This window comes from Rhizobium sp. BR 314 (assembly GCF_047445805.1).
Taxonomy (GTDB): domain Bacteria; phylum Pseudomonadota; class Alphaproteobacteria; order Rhizobiales; family Rhizobiaceae; genus Rhizobium; species Rhizobium lusitanum_B.
In genome coordinates, this window is the sequence record NZ_JARWLA010000028.1 from 54,250 (window position 1) to 70,166 (window position 15,917).

The 15,917-nt window shown below is 61.0% G+C and carries 13 protein-coding genes; 6 read left to right on the forward strand and 7 right to left on the reverse strand.

Features of this window, described 5'->3' with window-relative positions:
- Positions 1-4: 4 nt before the first annotated feature.
- Positions 5-1,783: an acyl-CoA dehydrogenase gene (locus tag QD461_RS26705; RefSeq protein WP_414090357.1), complete on the reverse strand. Its 1,779-nt coding sequence runs from the start codon at positions 1,781-1,783 to the stop codon at positions 5-7.
- A gap of 283 nt (positions 1,784-2,066) precedes the next feature.
- On the opposite strand from QD461_RS26705, the gene QD461_RS26710 reads away from it, so the two are divergent.
- Positions 2,067-3,068, forward strand: a complete 1,002-nt coding sequence (locus QD461_RS26710) for a transporter (protein WP_414090358.1) — start codon at positions 2,067-2,069, stop codon at positions 3,066-3,068.
- A gap of 130 nt (positions 3,069-3,198) precedes the next feature.
- Here the strand turns inward: QD461_RS26710 and QD461_RS26715 are convergent, their stop codons facing one another.
- Positions 3,199-3,660 carry a BA14K family protein gene (locus tag QD461_RS26715; protein ID WP_184700905.1) on the reverse strand — a complete coding sequence of 154 codons (462 nt, stop codon included), beginning with the start codon at positions 3,658-3,660 and terminating at the stop codon, positions 3,199-3,201.
- A 245-nt stretch (positions 3,661-3,905) separates the two neighbouring features.
- Between QD461_RS26715 and QD461_RS26720 the strand changes: the two genes are divergently transcribed.
- Positions 3,906-4,913 carry a glycoside hydrolase family 25 protein gene (locus tag QD461_RS26720; RefSeq protein WP_414090359.1) on the forward strand — a complete coding sequence of 336 codons (1,008 nt, stop codon included), beginning with the start codon at positions 3,906-3,908 and terminating at the stop codon, positions 4,911-4,913.
- Between the two features lie 13 nt (positions 4,914-4,926).
- On the opposite strand, the gene QD461_RS26725 is transcribed toward QD461_RS26720, so the two are convergent.
- The 3 genes from QD461_RS26725 to QD461_RS26735 all read right to left on the reverse strand — a co-directional run bounded on the left by QD461_RS26725 (position 4,927) and on the right by QD461_RS26735 (position 8,086).
- On the reverse strand, positions 4,927-6,015 hold the full coding sequence (locus QD461_RS26725) for a 2Fe-2S iron-sulfur cluster-binding protein (protein WP_414090360.1): 1,089 nt from the start codon (positions 6,013-6,015) through the stop codon (positions 4,927-4,929).
- Between the two features lie 2 nt (positions 6,016-6,017).
- On the reverse strand, positions 6,018-7,262 hold the full coding sequence (locus tag QD461_RS26730) for an aromatic ring-hydroxylating oxygenase subunit alpha (protein WP_184700899.1): 1,245 nt from the start codon (positions 7,260-7,262) through the stop codon (positions 6,018-6,020).
- 410 nt (positions 7,263-7,672) lie between these two features.
- Positions 7,673-8,086, reverse strand: a complete 414-nt coding sequence (locus QD461_RS26735) for an ACT domain-containing protein (protein ID WP_414090361.1) — start codon at positions 8,084-8,086, stop codon at positions 7,673-7,675.
- 100 nt (positions 8,087-8,186) lie between these two features.
- Here QD461_RS26735 and QD461_RS26740 point away from each other — a divergent pair, with 100 nt between their 5' ends.
- The 3 genes from QD461_RS26740 to QD461_RS26750 are packed head-to-tail and all read left to right on the forward strand — an operon-like array spanning position 8,187 to position 11,302.
- On the forward strand, positions 8,187-8,804 hold the full coding sequence (locus QD461_RS26740) for a DUF6656 family protein (protein ID WP_414090362.1): 618 nt from the start codon (positions 8,187-8,189) through the stop codon (positions 8,802-8,804).
- A gap of 59 nt (positions 8,805-8,863) precedes the next feature.
- A complete protein-coding gene (locus tag QD461_RS26745) occupies positions 8,864-9,838 on the forward strand; it encodes an L-threonylcarbamoyladenylate synthase (protein WP_414090363.1) in 975 nt (324 codons plus the stop codon).
- A gap of 33 nt (positions 9,839-9,871) precedes the next feature.
- Positions 9,872-11,302 carry an FAD-binding oxidoreductase gene (locus QD461_RS26750; RefSeq protein ID WP_414090364.1) on the forward strand — a complete coding sequence of 477 codons (1,431 nt, stop codon included), beginning with the start codon at positions 9,872-9,874 and terminating at the stop codon, positions 11,300-11,302.
- A 106-nt stretch (positions 11,303-11,408) separates the two neighbouring features.
- Here the strand turns inward: QD461_RS26750 and phnF are convergent, their stop codons facing one another.
- The gene (phnF, locus tag QD461_RS26755) at positions 11,409-12,143 is read right to left on the reverse strand and encodes a phosphonate metabolism transcriptional regulator PhnF (protein ID WP_414090365.1); all 735 of its coding nucleotides are present in this window, start codon (positions 12,141-12,143) and stop codon (positions 11,409-11,411) included.
- 72 nt (positions 12,144-12,215) lie between these two features.
- On the opposite strand from phnF, the gene QD461_RS26760 reads away from it, so the two are divergent.
- Positions 12,216-12,767, forward strand: coding sequence for an MOSC domain-containing protein (locus tag QD461_RS26760; RefSeq protein ID WP_414090379.1), 552 nt, complete (start codon positions 12,216-12,218; stop codon positions 12,765-12,767).
- 78 nt (positions 12,768-12,845) lie between these two features.
- On the opposite strand, the gene QD461_RS26765 is transcribed toward QD461_RS26760, so the two are convergent.
- Positions 12,846-15,833 carry a DNA translocase FtsK gene (locus QD461_RS26765; protein ID WP_414090366.1) on the reverse strand — a complete coding sequence of 996 codons (2,988 nt, stop codon included), beginning with the start codon at positions 15,831-15,833 and terminating at the stop codon, positions 12,846-12,848.
- Positions 15,834-15,917: the final 84 nt, after the last annotated feature.

A 15,917-nucleotide genomic window follows, 5' to 3' on the forward strand; every position in this document is an offset into this window, starting at 1 on the left:
CTCCTCAGGCAAGGGCAATACGGGCAGCGTCGAGGCTGGATGCGCCGGCCGAAACACGATCGGCGAGCGCCGCCGTTTCAGCCAGCAGATTCTCGGCGGCAAAGCGGCAGAGTGCGATACGCTTCGCCCCCTCACCGTCGGCAGCATCGGCGAGTCCTCCCTTGGCGAGATAGCTTCCGGTGAGCACCAGACCAAAGAGCCGCTGGTAGGGCGTGGCGCCGGCCAGAGCCTCTGCAAGAGCACCATCCGCCTGCCTCGACAAAAGCCATTCCCCTGCCTTTTCGAGATCGTCGATGGCCGAGCGCAGCCGTGGCGCAGTCTCCCCGAAACCTTTCAAATTGGACTGGGCGACGGCGTCGGCGATCCCACGCAGTTCGGCGATGAAACCGCGCATATGGTCGCCGTTGGCGATCGTCAGCTTGCGGGTCACGAGGTCGATGGCCTGAATGCCGTTGGTGCCTTCGTAGATCGGCGCGATGCGCGCATCGCGCAGCAGCCGTGCCGCTCCGGTCTCTTCGATAAAGCCCATGCCGCCATGGACCTGGATGCCAAGCGAAGCGACATCAACACCGGCGTCGGTGGAGAAGGATTTAGCGACCGGCGTCAGCAGCGCGGCGCGCTCCTGCCAGTGCTTCGCCTTCTGCGGATCACGATGCGACATGTCGATCGCCTCGGCGCAGGCATAGCAGATGGCGCGAGACCCCTGCGTCAGCGACTTCATAGTCAACAGCATGCGGGCAACATCGGGATGCTCGATGATGGGGCTCATTCCAGTCGCCGCGGTGCCCGGTGCCCGGCCTTGCGTCCGCTCTCTGGCATAGGCGATGGCCTTCTGTGTAGCCGCCTCGGCAATCGCCACGCCCTGAATGCCGACGGCAAGACGCGCGTTGTTCATCATCGTGAACATGCAGGCGAGGCCCTTGTTCTCCTCGCCGACGAGCCAGCCGATAGCGCCCTTCTCGCTGCCATACTTCCCGTCGCCAAAGATGAGCGTGCAGGTCGGTGAACCGTGGATGCCGAGCTTGTGCTCCAGCGAGTGGGCGAAATAATCGTTGCGCGCCCCGAGCGAGCCATCCGCGTTCACCAGGAATTTCGGCACGAGAAAGAGCGAAATGCCGCGCGTTCCGGCAGGTGCGTCCGGCAGGCGGGCGAGAACAAGATGGATGATGTTGTCGGTGGCCTCGTGATCGCCCCAAGTGATGAAGATCTTCTGGCCGAAGATGCGATACGTCCCGTCGTCGCGACGTTCGGCGCGTGAGCGCAAAGCGCCCACATCAGAGCCGGCGTGCGGCTCCGTCAGGTTCATGGTTCCCGTCCACTCACCAGATACGAGCTTTGCCAGATATGTCTTCTTGAGGTCTTCGCTGCCATGAGCCCGCAGGGCCTCGACAGCCCCCATGGTCAGTGTAGGAGCGAGGCCGAACGCCATCGAGGCGGAATTCCACATTTCCAGCGTCGCGATGTTCAACATGTGCGGCAAGCCTTGCCCGCCGAACTCCTCCGGCCCGGTCAGCCCGTTCCAGCCGCCTGATATCCAGTCGCGATAGAGCCTCTCCCAGCCATCGGGAAGAACCACCTTGCCATCGACCAGTTTGGCGCCCTGTCGGTCGCCGGCTTCGGCCAGCGGCTCCACTTCCTCGCCGGCGAAGCGCCCGGCCTCCGACAGAATGGCTTCGACGACATCGGCGCTGAGATCACCGAAGATGGCGTGCTCCATCGCATGCCCCAAGCCGGCAACATGGTTCAGCGTGAATGCGATTTCCTCGACGGGCGCCTTGTACATGCTGTCTCCTCCGCTCCGTAATTCCGTTCACAACGGAATTGCCCAGTGTTGCCCTTGGCCTGCCTCACCCGAGCCGCTGGCAATGAAAAACATTGCTAGTTTATTTTTACGTAAACGTCAATTTTTCTCGGGTCGTCATGAAGGGCGATTTTCCGCCAGCCCGGAACAGTCCGTATTTGCCGCATCGGTGCGTGCAATATCTCAGCGGGACCGCAGACTTGTATAAAAACCGTCATGAACCAAGACTAAAGGCAACTATTCAGACAATGCGAACGATCCAGCCATGAACACGATCATCTCCGCCAACAAGATACCGGGCTTCGTCTGGGCCTATCGTCTGCGATCGGGTTCGGACAAGCCGGAACGGCTAGCCGACGATATCGACCGGGCAACGCTGTTTGCGGGAGACGGCTTCCTTTGGCTGCATCTCAATCTCGTCGATGCCCGCGTCCCGGCCTTCCTCGCCGACGCGCCAGGGCTGAACGATGCCGCGCGCATAGCCTTGACCACGCATGAAACTCATGCCGCGATTACCGTCGACGAACAGATGCTTTTCGGCACGCTGGTCGATTTCCAGCGCGAGTTCGCCCACAACACCCATGATATCGGCTGGCTGCATTTTGCGCTGACCGACCGCATGCTCATCACCAGCCGGTTGCAGCCCCTTCGCAGCCTCGACCGAGCCAGGACGCTGATCGAAAAGAATCCGGCGCGCTTTTCAAGCCCGGTGGATGTTTTCGAGGCGCTGGTCGTGGAGTTCCAGCGAGCCCTGATCTCTGTCGTTATCGAGATCGGCGAAGAGCTGAACGCCATCGAAGATTTCGTGCACGGCAATACGTCGCAAGACGAGCGCGCGCAGCTTCCGCCCCTTCGCCGGACGATCGTGCGGCTGCACAGACACCTGCGCACGGTGCTTTCCCTGATGCGTCACGCCGCCGCCTCGGATGACGAGGAGATGCCGCTCGGCTTCGACGACGTCGCAGGGCGTCTGACGGGCCGGCTGGAGGCGGTCGAGCATGACATCTATGCGCTGCAGGAGCGCGCGAGGCTGCTGCACGAAGAAATCGGCTCGAAGCTCTCAGCCGAGATCAATCGCCATCTCTATATCCTGTCGATCATGACGGCGTTTCTGCTGCCGCCGACTCTGGTAACCGGCTTTTTCGGCATGAATACATCGGGCTTGCCGCTCGCGGGCGGCTCCACCGGCACCGGATACGCGGTCGGCTTCATCATCGCCTCCATATTGCTGGCATGGTGGCTGCTGAAGCGCGTCGACATTCTCTGAGACCGAGATATGCAAAGGCCGCCCGGCGGAAACCGGACGACCTTTTGTTTGCAACTCTCAGATCGATCGCTCTCACGCAGCCCCACACGGAAGCTGCCGAACGTATTTCTGGAATTGATCTGTCTGTAGCTTAGAAATACGGCGAGTAGCACTGCCGGCGCGGGCCGTAATTCGGTTGGAAGGTGTTGTCGTAGGCGCGATAGGAACGATAACGCCCTTCACACCAATCGACGTGACGAGGGTTTATGCCTGCGGACGGAGCCGGAGCAGGCTCATAGTAACGCGGCTGGCTGGCGATAGCGCCACCGATCAAGGCGCCGGCACCGAAAGCGGCCAGCGGAAACCAATAGCCGTCATGATAACGATAGCCGCGACGATAACCCGGATAACCGCGATAGCCGCCATACCAACCTCGGCGATAATAGCCGCCACGATAGTCGCGCCATTGAACCTGCTCGACATTGCCGACAGACTTTTCGGCGGGCACGACCGGTGCCGTGGGCATCTGAATGGCGAAGGACGGCGTGAAGCTCGTCAAGGTAACTGCGGCCGTTACGGCTATGGTCGCAATTTTCGCACGGAAACCAAGCATTTTTATCTCCATTCCCTGGTTCGGCTTATGCTCAAGCCTATAGGTTTCATGTCGGGAATGCTTCCCGAGCAAGGTTTCGCTGCCTGCTTCGTCGTATATCCGAATAGACGAAAAGAAACGCGGCAGCACACTATTTGGTTCCTTAAATCCCTACCAATCTAAGGAGTTATGCGAGGGCTCCACGTCGAGCTTATAGTGTTTGCCTTCTTAACCCAAGATTAACCAGCAATCCTTACTATTATTTCATGAAAGGATCCTGGCAGAGCCACGCCCTGATTTGCACCTTCCTCACGGTTCTGAGCGTCATAGGCCCGGCAACAAAACCATCGGCTGGTGAAAATCAACCTTGGACGGACCCGAAAAACGCCCTTATCGTCGACGCTTACGAGCTGAATACGATCGACTGGAGTGCGTTTCTGCAGGATAAGCGCATCGCCGCCTTCATCTCGAAAGCCTCGGACGGCCTGCCGGCGACCTATAATTGCGCCGCCAAACCCGCGGGCGACACGCCTGCCCACTGCAAGACGATATGGCGCAAATACGCCATCAGCCGCGAGCTGTATCAAACCCGTCGCATGCTGGCGAAAACAAATGGCCTATTATGGGGCGCTTATCATTTGGGACGACCGGGCAATCCCATTGATCAGGCCAATCATTTTCTCGACTATGCCGCGCCGCAGCCGGACGAGTTGATGGTGCTGGATATTGACGGGATGGACCCCACCCAGTTCATGTCGCTGGACGATGCCCAGATCTTCGTCGCGCATATCAAGGTCAGAACCGGGCGCTACCCTATTCTCTACACCAATCACAACACCGCACAGTACATTGCCGATCACCGCAATCTCTATCCGCTGCTGTCGCGGCTGCCGCTCTGGTATGCCCGCTACAAACCGGACGTGACGGGCACATTCCCGCTCGGCAACTGGGACAGCTACGCCCTCTGGCAATTCGTCTCATCGGAGAACTGCTCCGACAAGAGTTGCCCCTATCGCGTTCCCGGCACTCTGACCGATATCGACGTCAATGTCGTGCCGATGACCAAGGTGCAGCTTGCCGAGATCTGGCCGCAGGGCGATCTCGTGCCGGCCAAGCCACTTCCCGCCCCCGACCTGACGATCGCTCTGGACGCGACCTGTAGCGGACCACGGCAGACGCTCGTGTCGCTGCTGCTCGATCCCGTCGTGACGGCATCGATCCCGCGATCCAAGTCGGTCGCGGAAATCAACGAATTGAACTATCAGGATTTCTAGAGTCGGAGTTTCCTCAGGCCTCGACCTGCACATCGGTCTTCGGACGCGAGCAGCAGGCCAGGATATAGCCCTCTTCGATCTCGTCATCGAGGATGCCGCCATTGTGGCTCATCTCGACCTCGCCCGAGAGCTTCAGCACGCGGCAGGTGCCGCAGAGACCGGATTCGCAGGCGGCACCGATGCGCACGCCGGCGCCGCGCGCGGCCTGTAGCACGGTCTGACCGGCTGGGCAGGCAACATCCTTGCCGGCCATGGTAAAGCGGATGGTCGTGGCAGCTTCTGTCGACGCATCGTCGGTGACCTCGGCGAGCGGCGTTGCCGCATTTGCCGGCTGGAAGCTCTCCTGATGATAGCGCGACATGTCGAAGCCATGCGCTTCCAGCATGGAGCGGACGGCATCCATGAAGACTTCCGGACCGCAGCAGAAGATCGTGCGATCCATGAAATCTGGCGAGAGCAGCCCGATCTTGGCCTTGTCGATGCGGCCCTTCAGCCCCGACCAGAGATCGGTGCGGCCGCAACCCTCGACAATCAGGCCGAGGCTGAGGTTCGGCATGAAACGGGCGAGATATTCGAGTTCCGAACGGAAGATGATGTCGGCGGGGCTGCGCGCGCAATTAATGAAGCCGATATCGGAAAGCGGCGCGGTATCGGCCATGTAGCGAGTCATGGACATCATCGGGGTGATGCCGGAACCGGCCGAGACGAACAGGTATTTCTCGCCGGGATGGCGGATATGGCTGAAATCGCCGAGCGGTCCGAAAGCCTTGATGCGCATGCCGGGCTTCAGGTTATCGAACATCCAGCGCGTGCCGATGCTATCCTTCTGCGCCTTCACCGTCACGGCGACCGAGAATGGCCGCGACGGCGTAGACGACAGCGTGTAGGTGCGCATGACCGGCTCCGGCGTCGTCGGCAGCTCAAGCGTCACGAACTGACCCGGCAGATAGCGGAACCAGTTGTCCTTGTCGGACCCGAATGTGAAGGTCATCACATCGGGCGCTTCGGGCGTGACCGAGAGGCATTCGAGCAGATGCTGCCTGTCACTCCAGGGCTGCATCTGATCGAGGTGTCGATGACTATTGGAGGCGGTCTTGCTCATGCTTAGGCTACCGCCGAGAGCTTGGCTTGATCGCCCTGCAGACGGTCGATCATAAAGTTCGAATACCACTCGACGAACTGCATGACGCCGCCTTCATGGATTTCCGAATAAGGACCAGGCTCGTAGGCCGGCGAGTGGATGCCGAAGGCATTTTCCTCGACGATGCGGCGGTCCTGATCGTTGGTTTCGTTCCAGACGTGGGTCAGTTCCTCGATATCGTAATCGACACCCTCGACCGCATCCTTGTGAACCAGCCATTTGGTGGTGACGGCGGTTTCTTCGGCATTGAGCGGCAGCACGCGGAAGGAAATCGCGTGGTCGCCAAGCAGGTGGTTCCAGGTGGTCGGGTAGTGGAAGAGCAGCATCGTGCCGATGCCGTTCATCGTCACGTCGGAAGCCAGCTGACGCTTGACGGCCTTCTGGCCGGACATGGTGTAGCTTTCGGCTCCTTCGATCAGCGGCATACGGGCGGTACGGAACTGACCATCCGGCGAAATCTTGAACTCGCTCGGCAGGCCTGCGGCTTCGCAACGTGCCCAATGCTCCAGGATGATCGGATCGCTCATCGCGCCCTGCACGCCAGTAACGGTCGGCGCTTCCGGGAAGGTGCGGCAAAGTTCGGGATGATTGGCGGCGCAGTGGTAGCACTCGCGGTTGTTTTCCCAGACCAACTTCCAGTTGCCCTTCTCGATGATGGTGCTCTGGAAGGCGACCTTGGCTTCGCTCATGCGATGAGGCGCCATATAGGGCTCGATTGCAGCGCGGACCGGGGCGAAATCCGGCGCATTCTTCGCAAGGCAGATGAAGATGTAGCCGGCGACGCTTTCGCAGTGGACTTGCTTCAGAGAATACTGGCTCTTGTCGAAATCCTCCGCCATCTGGCGGGCAAAGAGCAGGGAGCCGTCGAGCTCGTAGGTCCACTGGTGATAGGGGCAGACGAGCTTGGCCGAGGAGCCGCGCTCGGTCGTGCAGACGCGCGAACCACGATGGCGACAGCTATTGTGGAAGGCCCGGATCACCTGGTCGCGACCGCGAACGATGACAACAGGATATTCGCCGATCTGTACGGTGAAGTAGTTGCCGGCGCGCGGCACCTCGCAATCATGGCCGATGAACAGCCAGTCGCGATAGTAGATCATTTCCATATCGAGCTTGAAATAATCCTGATCGATATAGAAAGGCTGCTCCAGGCTGAAGCCCTCGCGGCGGCTCTTCAATTGCCGCAAAACATTGCTTTTGATATCCATTTGCCTATCCTCGCGCAGTACCGGGAGCGAGGGGGGACCTGCGCAACCGTCAGGAACGGCTGAAGCAGTATCCGACCACCCGTCGCGGTCAGTAAACCATATCTGCCCAAGGCTGGTTTCCGGATTCTGGAAAGGCCCTGTTGCCAGGACATCCTCCTCCCTAATGGACGGCACCTTGAGATTGACATCATCATAGCTCCCGGCCCTACCGCCCGCTGCGCTACAATGCGACATCGACTTCGAAATTGACGACAGACGAAACCATATCTGGGGAGGGTTGCGTACAGCAATCATATTGAAAGAAGATTCAATCCTTTAGGCGTCGCAACGACTGGCCTTCAATACGACCTCGCCAGGCCTTCCGGATGACGCTTTATTCTGTTTGCGACAGAGCGACCCGCGATATCTTCTCACACCGGCCCTTCTGCTGCGGAGAGCGCGCGCAACGCTGTCACCGCACGCTCGGCATCACTCGCCGGAACGAAGATATGGTCGTGATAGTAGGCTGCGACGACATTGGCGCTGATGCCTTCATTTCCGAGAGCCGTGGCGAAGGCAGCGGTGAGGCCGACGGCCTCCAGCGAGGAATGAATTTCGAGGGTGATCATCCGCATGGCGGGAGCCGTCGCAAGGCCAGCCTCGCGCGCCGCGACCAGAGGAAGGATCATGGTCACGCCCTCCCGTTCGCGGAAAAACCCGACCGGCTCCAAGTGCATATGGTCGGACAGAGCAGAGGTCGGCACGGTGCAATAGACGAACTCGCCCTCGACAAGGCTGGGCCTCATGCCGGAAAGCAGCTGCTTGAGATCGGTTACTCCGGACATGTTCCTGGTCTCCTTAAGAATATGCGGCCCGCGCCGTTAAGCCCTGCTCAAGCCATATGCCATACTATGTGGCCTCCAGACCTTTATAGCGAGATCCGGCATGGCCAAACTCAGATATTTCGACACTGGGAAGCCCGCCGACCCGGAGCCGACCCCAGCGGTATCGACAACGGGGCACAGCGAATTCCTGCGAACCGGCCGCATCAATCGCGACAGGCCGCATTGGCTTGCCGAAGAGCGGCGCTACATGACCCATCAGGAGGTCGCGGAGCGCACGGCGCAGAAGCTTCGAAACGCCGGGGAAAAGACCCATGACCGGTTAAACGGCTTTCACAAGTCGATTCGCTTCCCAAAGCTCATCTTTCATCACACGCTGAAGGACACGCCGCATTTAGGCTATTGCCACGTCACCGCCGCGCGGACGCAGTTCGCTCAATATGAGGACGTGAACTGGGCCTTCTACATCGCCAACTTCTTTGCCCGCATCGGCCGGGAAGAGAACTTCTTCGAAGACATCAACCTCAAATATTCGCGGATGTATTTTGCCGTCGCGGTCCATCCGGACAAGGAGGCTGACGATAAGAGGCTGACGATCAATCGCGACATTCGCGGCAACGGCGTGCTGTTCCACACCCACGATCCGCAGATCGCCATCCGCAACGTTCTCTTGCTTGGCGCGCGCAACGAGCAGCTTCGCGACATCATTCGCCAGCTTTGACGATTGATCCGAAAACTCGAAGAGCATAAGAAACGGCCTGAACTGCAAGCAGGCAGGCCATGGCACGACACATAGACATTCTCGAAGATCCGCAAACGGCGATCGAAGTCGCGACGGCAACGCTCGCCGAGGGCTTGCCGATCGGGCTGCCGACGGAGACGGTCTATGGCCTCGCCGCCGATGCCACCAACCCAGCCGCGATTGCCCGCATCTACGAGACGAAGGGCCGGCCGCGCTTCAATCCGCTGATCTGCCACATGAGCGATCTCGGCATGGCCGAGCGCTATGCCGTCTTCGACCCCATTTCGCGCAAGCTCGCTGAAGCCTTCTGGCCCGGGCCGCTGACGCTGGTGCTGCCTCTCAGGCCCGATAGCGGCATCCATCCGCTGGCAACAGCCGGTCTCGATACTGTCGGCATCCGCGTGCCGCAGGGCTTTGCCGGCGAATTGATCCGCGCCTTTGATCGCCCCCTTGCCGCGCCGAGCGCCAATACCTCGGGCAAGATCAGCGCCACCAGCGCCGATCATGTCGATGACGATCTCGGGGAGCGGATCACCCTTATTCTCGATGCCGGAGCCTCGGTTGTTGGCGTGGAGTCGACCATCGTCAAGGTCGAGGGTGGCGAGATGCGTCTTTTGCGGCCAGGTGGTCTGGCGGCAGGCGAGATCGAGCGCGTTGCCGGCAAACCGCTGAAGCGCAAGAAGAAGGCTTCGGCGGCCATCGAGGCGCCCGGCATGATGGCTTCACATTATGCGCCAGGAGCGGCCGTGCGGCTGGACGCGACCGAGGTTTCCGCGAACGAGACGCTGATCCGCTTCGGGACACCGGACATTGCCGGCATCGAGAAGGCCGTTGCCGTGCTGGATCTCAGCGCCAACGGCGATCTTTCAGAAGCGGCGGCAAACCTCTTCGATTTCATGAAGCGTGCCGATGCCACCGGCGCCGCGACCATTGCCTTTTCGCATATTCCAGACGAGGGCCTCGGCGAGGCCATCAACGACCGGCTGCGCCGCGCGGCCGCGCCCAGAGAGTAAATCAGCCCGACATCATCAGGCAAAGGACACGCCATGAGCAGCTCCGCCCCCTCCTCCGATCTTCTCGACCGCTTCGCTGCCATCGTCGGCGAGAAACATGCCGTGCGGGACGCGGCGGAAATTGCGCCGCATCTCGTTGAGAACCGCGGGCTCTATCACGGCGCCTCGCCCATGCTGTTGAAGCCCGGCTCGGTGGAAGAGGTTTCGGCGATCCTGAAACTGGCAAGCGAGACCGGCGCGGCCATCGTTCCGCAGACCGGCAATACCGGCCTTGTCGGGGGGCAGACGCCGCGCGAGGGCGGCTCAGATATCATCCTGTCGCTGGAGCGCATGAACCGCATTCGCGACATCGATCCGGTCGGCAATACGATTGTTGTCGACGGTGGTTGCATTCTGGCCGATGTCCATAAGGCAGCGGCCGAGCACGGCCGCATGTTTCCGCTTTCGCTCGGCTCGGAAGGCTCCTGCCGCATCGCCGGCAATCTTTCCACCAATGCCGGTGGCACAGCCGTTCTTGCCTATGGCAACATGCGCCAGCTCTGCCTCGGCCTCGAAGTGGTATTGCCCACGGGCGAAATCTGGAATGGCCTGCGCCGTCTGAAGAAGGACAATACCGGCTACGATCTGCGCGATCTTTTCATCGGCGCCGAAGGCACGCTCGGCGTCATCACCGGCGCGGTGCTGAAACTCTTTCCGCAGGCGCTCGGCCATCAGGTCGCCTTTGCCGGACTGCAATCGGTCAACGATGCGCTGACCCTGTTCAAGAACGCCTCCAGCCTCTGCGGCACGGCGCTCACCGGTTTCGAGCTGATGCCGCGCATCGGCGTCGAATTCACCGCCCGGCATATTCCGGGTGTGCGCGATCCGCTGGAGACGGCGCATCCCTGGTATGTGCTGATCGATATCTCCACCTCGGATTCGGCCGAAACGGCCGAACGGATGATGACGGCGCTGCTCGAACAGGGCTATGAGGCCGGCCTGATCCAGGATGCGACCATCGCCAGCTCGGAAGCGCAGCAGCAAGCCATCTGGCACATGCGCGAGAGCATGTCGGACGCGCAGAAGCCGGAAGGCGGTTCGATCAAGCATGACGTTTCCGTGCCGGTGGCGCAAATCCCGCAATTCATGGCGGAGGCCGAAAAGGCCGTTGTCGCCGCCATGCCGGGCGCACGCGTCTGCGCCTTCGGCCACATGGGCGACGGCAATATCCACTACAACATCTCCCAGCCCGTCGGCGCGGACAAAGCGGAGTTCATCGGCCACTGGCGCGAGATGAACAAGATCGTGCACGGGCTGGTGCTGCAGCATGGCGGCTCGATCTCCGCCGAGCATGGCATCGGCCAGCTGAAGCGCGACGAGCTGGCTTCGATCCGCTCCGATATCGAGATCGACCTGATGCGCCGGATCAAGACCGCCTTCGATCCCGCCGGGATCATGAACCCAGGCAAGGTTCTAAAGGTCTGAGGCTCAAGAGCTTTTCCGCTTTTCTTCGAATCGCGGAAAAGCTCTATCTTATTATTTCCCAACGCATTCCAGACAGAAAACCGCTGCGCACTTTTCCTGGAAATGCTCAGACCGTTACAACAACCCGCTCCGAGGCGAAACAGCCGATCTGACATGAAATGATCGTGCCATCGGCATCGATGTCTTCGCCAGCATAGGCAAGCACCGGTACCTGCCGGGATTGCAGCAGGAAACGTGCTTCAGCCTCTGTCGGCATGCGCGCCGTGATGTCGGTGGAGCGGCGCCAATAGTCGGTCACGCCGTAATCCCTCAGCGCCGTTGTAAACGAGCCCGTCGCGGCGAATCTCTCCGCCAGACTAGGAAAACGTTCCGCCGCGCAGCTGCGCATGACGACCGAAACGGGAAGCGCATCGGCATAGGCGACGACGCACATTTCCAGCACCAATTCACCCGGCTGGAGATTGAGCCGCGTAGCGATATCGGGGGTTGCCGGGACTTCTCTTGCCGAAACAACCTTGCGCGTGAGGTTGGCATCCGCAGCAGTCAGGTCCTTGCTGAAGCGCACCTTTTCGCCCAGCTGGAAGCGGACAGGCATGTCGGCACGGACATAGGCGCCGCTGCCCCGCGCGACACGCAGCAACCCCTCCCCCTCCAGCTCGGCAATCGCACGGCGCATCGTCACCCGCGAGACGCCGAACTGTTCGGACAAGGCGCGCTCGCTCGGCAGGCGACTGCCGGGAGCATGCCGCCCCCCATCGATGGCGCTTCTGAGTTCCGCAGCGACGGCAGCCCAGCCTCCCGCAGATTTTGAGCTTTCGCCCTGCCGATTTTTCTCGTCCATCACAAATCTGCCGCCTTGAAATTGGTATATACCAATCTATAGAGATCTGGAACGTTTATGGAAGGGTTCGGCATGGTCGACAAGCGCATATATGTGGCATCCGTGAGCAGCAGCGCCGTGCATGGTTTCAGCAAGCAGACCACGGACCATATTCAATTGCTTACGGGGCTTGGCGTAGAGGGCGATGCGCATATGGGGGTGACGGTAAAACACCGCTCGCGCGTCGCGGTCGATCCCACCCAGCCCAATCTGCGCCAGGTGCATATCATCCATGAAGAGCTGCTCGAGGAGCTGGCAGGAAAAGGGTTTTCGATCGCGCCGGGCGACATGGGCGAGAATATCTCGACCAGGGGGGTCGACCTGCTTTCCCTGCCTCAAGGCACGCGCCTGCATATCGGCGAGGAAGCCATCGTCGAAGTAACGGGCTTGCGCAATCCCTGCAAGCAGATCGATGATTTCCAGAAGGGCTTGCTGCATGCGGTACTCGACAAGGATGCCGATGGCGGGCTCGTTCGCAAGGCCGGGATCATGGGCATCGTCTCGCAGGGCGGCCGGGTGCAACGCGATGACGCGATCCGTGTCGAACTGCCGCCGCTGCCGCATATCAAGCTCGAGCGCGTCTGAAAAAAAGGAAGCGGCCCTCCAATGGAGAGCCGCTTCTTTTTTCATTCCGATATCGCGCAGGCTTGACTGCCTAGGTGATCAGTCGAAGTCTTCCTGGCTCGCATTGCTGCTGCCATTGCGGTTGCCGGTGATGATCTCGCGCTTGCCGACATGGTTGGCGGGGCCGACCAGACCATCCTTCTCCATGCGCTCGACGAGCGAGGCGGCGCGGTTATAGCCGATGCCGAGGCGGCGCTGGATGTAGGAGGTCGAGCACTTCTTGTCGCGCATAACCACCTTGATCGCCTGCTCGTAGAGATCGTCGCCGTCTTCCGAAGCGATTGCACCCTTGTCGAAGACAGCGGTGTCTTCTTCATCGGCGTCATCCTCTTCGTCGGCTGTGACCGTGTCGAGATATTCGGGACGGCCCTGCAGCTTCAGGTGGGCCACGACCTTTTCGACTTCTTCGTCGGAAACGAAGGGTCCATGAACACGGGAGATGCGGCCACCGCCGGCCATATGCAGCATGTCGCCCTGGCCGAGGAGCTGTTCGGCACCCTGCTCGCCGAGAATGGTGCGGCTGTCGATCTTCGAGGTCACCTGGAAGGAAATGCGCGTCGGGAAGTTAGCCTTGATCGTGCCGGTGATGACGTCGACTGACGGACGCTGCGTCGCCATGATCAAGTGGATACCGGCGGCGCGCGCCATCTGGGCCAGACGCTGGATCGCGCCTTCGATCTCCTTGCCGGCGACCATCATCAGGTCGGCCATTTCGTCGACGATGACGACGATATAGGGCATCGGCGTCAGATCCATTTCCTGGCTCTCTTCTATCGGGGCTCCGGTGCCCTTGTCGAAGCCGGTCTGGACCATGACGTGGATCGTCTCGCCCTTTTCCTTGGCGGAGGCAACGCGGCTGTTGTAGCCGTCGATGTTGCGTACGCCGAGGCGCGACATCTTCTTGTAGCGATCCTCCATTTCGCGAACCGCCCACTTCAGCGCCATAACGGCCTTCTTGGGATCGGTGACGACGGGGGTCAGAAGGTGCGGGATGCCGTCATAAACCGAGAGTTCCAGCATCTTCGGATCGACCATGATCAGGCGGCACTGTTCCGGCGTCATGCGATAGAGCAGCGACAGGATCATCGTGTTAATCGCGACCGACTTGCCCGAGCCGGTGGTGCCGGCAACGAGCAGATGCGGCATCTTCGCGAGCTCGGCAATGACAGGCTCCCCGCCGATCGTCTTGCCGAGGCCAAGCGCCAGCTTGTAGCCGCTCTTCTCGAAATCGGGCGAATCGATCATCTCGCGGAAGTAGACGGTCTCGCGGTTGACGTTCGGCAGTTCGATGCCGATGACGTTGCGGCCGGGAACGACGGCGACGCGAGCTGACAGGGCCGACATCGAACGGGCGATATCGTCTGCAAGGTTGATGACGCGCGAGGATTTGACCCCAGGCGCCGGCTCGAATTCATAAAGCGTGACGACCGGGCCGGGACGGACATGGATGATCTCGCCCTTGACGCCGAAGTCTTCCAGCACGCTTTCCAGCAGGCCGGCATTCTGCTCCAGCGTTTCCTGCGTCATGATCACGCCGGAACGGACGGCGGGCTCCTGCAGCAGTTCGCGCGGTGGCAGCTCGTACTCGCCATCGGCGCTACGGGCAATCGGCCGCCATTCGGGCGGCGTCAGCAATGCGGGCCGGCGCGGCGTGATCCGCGATGGCGGCGCGTCAATGAGACGCTGCGCGGCGGCCTCGACAGCCGGAAGCGCCGCTGCGGGCTTGGCAACAGGCTCAACGGGTTCAACCGGTGCAGATGCGGCAACCTTCGTCGGCATCGGCGCCAGGACCATGACCGACGCCGGGCGGGTTTCGGCTGCCGGAGCGGCTTCCGCGCCATAGACGGCTGCCACGAAAGCGGGCGGAACGAATGCTTCCGGGGAAGCCATGACTTGCGGCGCGGCAGGGGCTGGCTCGGCGATCACCGGCGTCGCTTCGACAACGGCAGTCTGAACGATGGCTTCCCACGCTGCCAACTCGTCCATGGCAGGCGTGCTGACCGCTACCGGCGCAAGGACGGGAGCAGCTTCGACCGGAGCTACGATTTCCGCCACAGCCGACAGCTCGATAGTTTGTGGGACTTCGGCAACCGCGGCGGGCCGGCGGCATTCGACGACGCGGAACTTCGCGACGATCGACTCGGCTTCGACCTCAAGCTGGGGAACCACCGGCTGGGCCGACTCACCCTTGATGGCAGAGACGAATTCGCCATCGAAGGGCATCGCGTCCCAGAAGGCGAAATCGGAAAGATGGGTAAGCCGCGACTCGATCACAGGCGCGACGACTACGGACTCGGGAACACTTGACTGAACAGGGGAAGCATCCAGCGCGATCGCCGGAGCCTTCGAAAATGCGGTAGCGATAACAGTCATCTCCAATGCGTCCGGCGAGGTCGCCGGGGATTTCTGAATGAACGAAGGCATGTAGCCTTCAACCGCAAAAGGCATGTCCTCGAGCGGTGGCAGGTGGAACTCGACGGGTTGTGCCGGCTGCGACGGCTGGGGCGCCACGATCGCGGGCGCAGCCTCGACAACCGGCTGCTCCATCACCCGCATCGCAACATGCGTGGGGACGGGCCGCGCGACCTCGACCGGCGGTTCTGCGAGCGGGCGGCGGCTGATGATTTCGTTCTCCCGCGTGCGGGTGAAGCGGACATTCGGCCCCATAAGGAACGCGTTCTGCCAGCCCGGCGAGGCAAGATCCTCAGCCGAGATACCTTGCGGCAGAACGGGCATGACTGGAGCACTCTCCGCCGGTGTCGCCTGCAAGGCTTCTACCACCGGTTTCGGGGCTGCGGCGGCTCTCTGCCTTACCTCTTCGGCACGGCGCAGTTCCTCGGCGCGGCGCTGCTCCTCCGCCTTGCGCTTGGCTTCGCGGGCATTGCGAATCTTCTCTTCGAGAAATGCCCGGCGAGCGGCAATCTGCTCGGCCCGGCGTGCCTCTTCGGCCGCCTGTTCGGCTTCGAGTTCGCCCTCCGGCTGGACGCCTTGAGACGCGTTTGAAAGTGTCGTTCGGGAAAGACGCATGAGACCTGCAACCCAGTCATTGATATTGCCGATGGCTTCTCAAATCGAATAGGGCAAGGATGGTTAATAAGTTCCTTCCTGGCG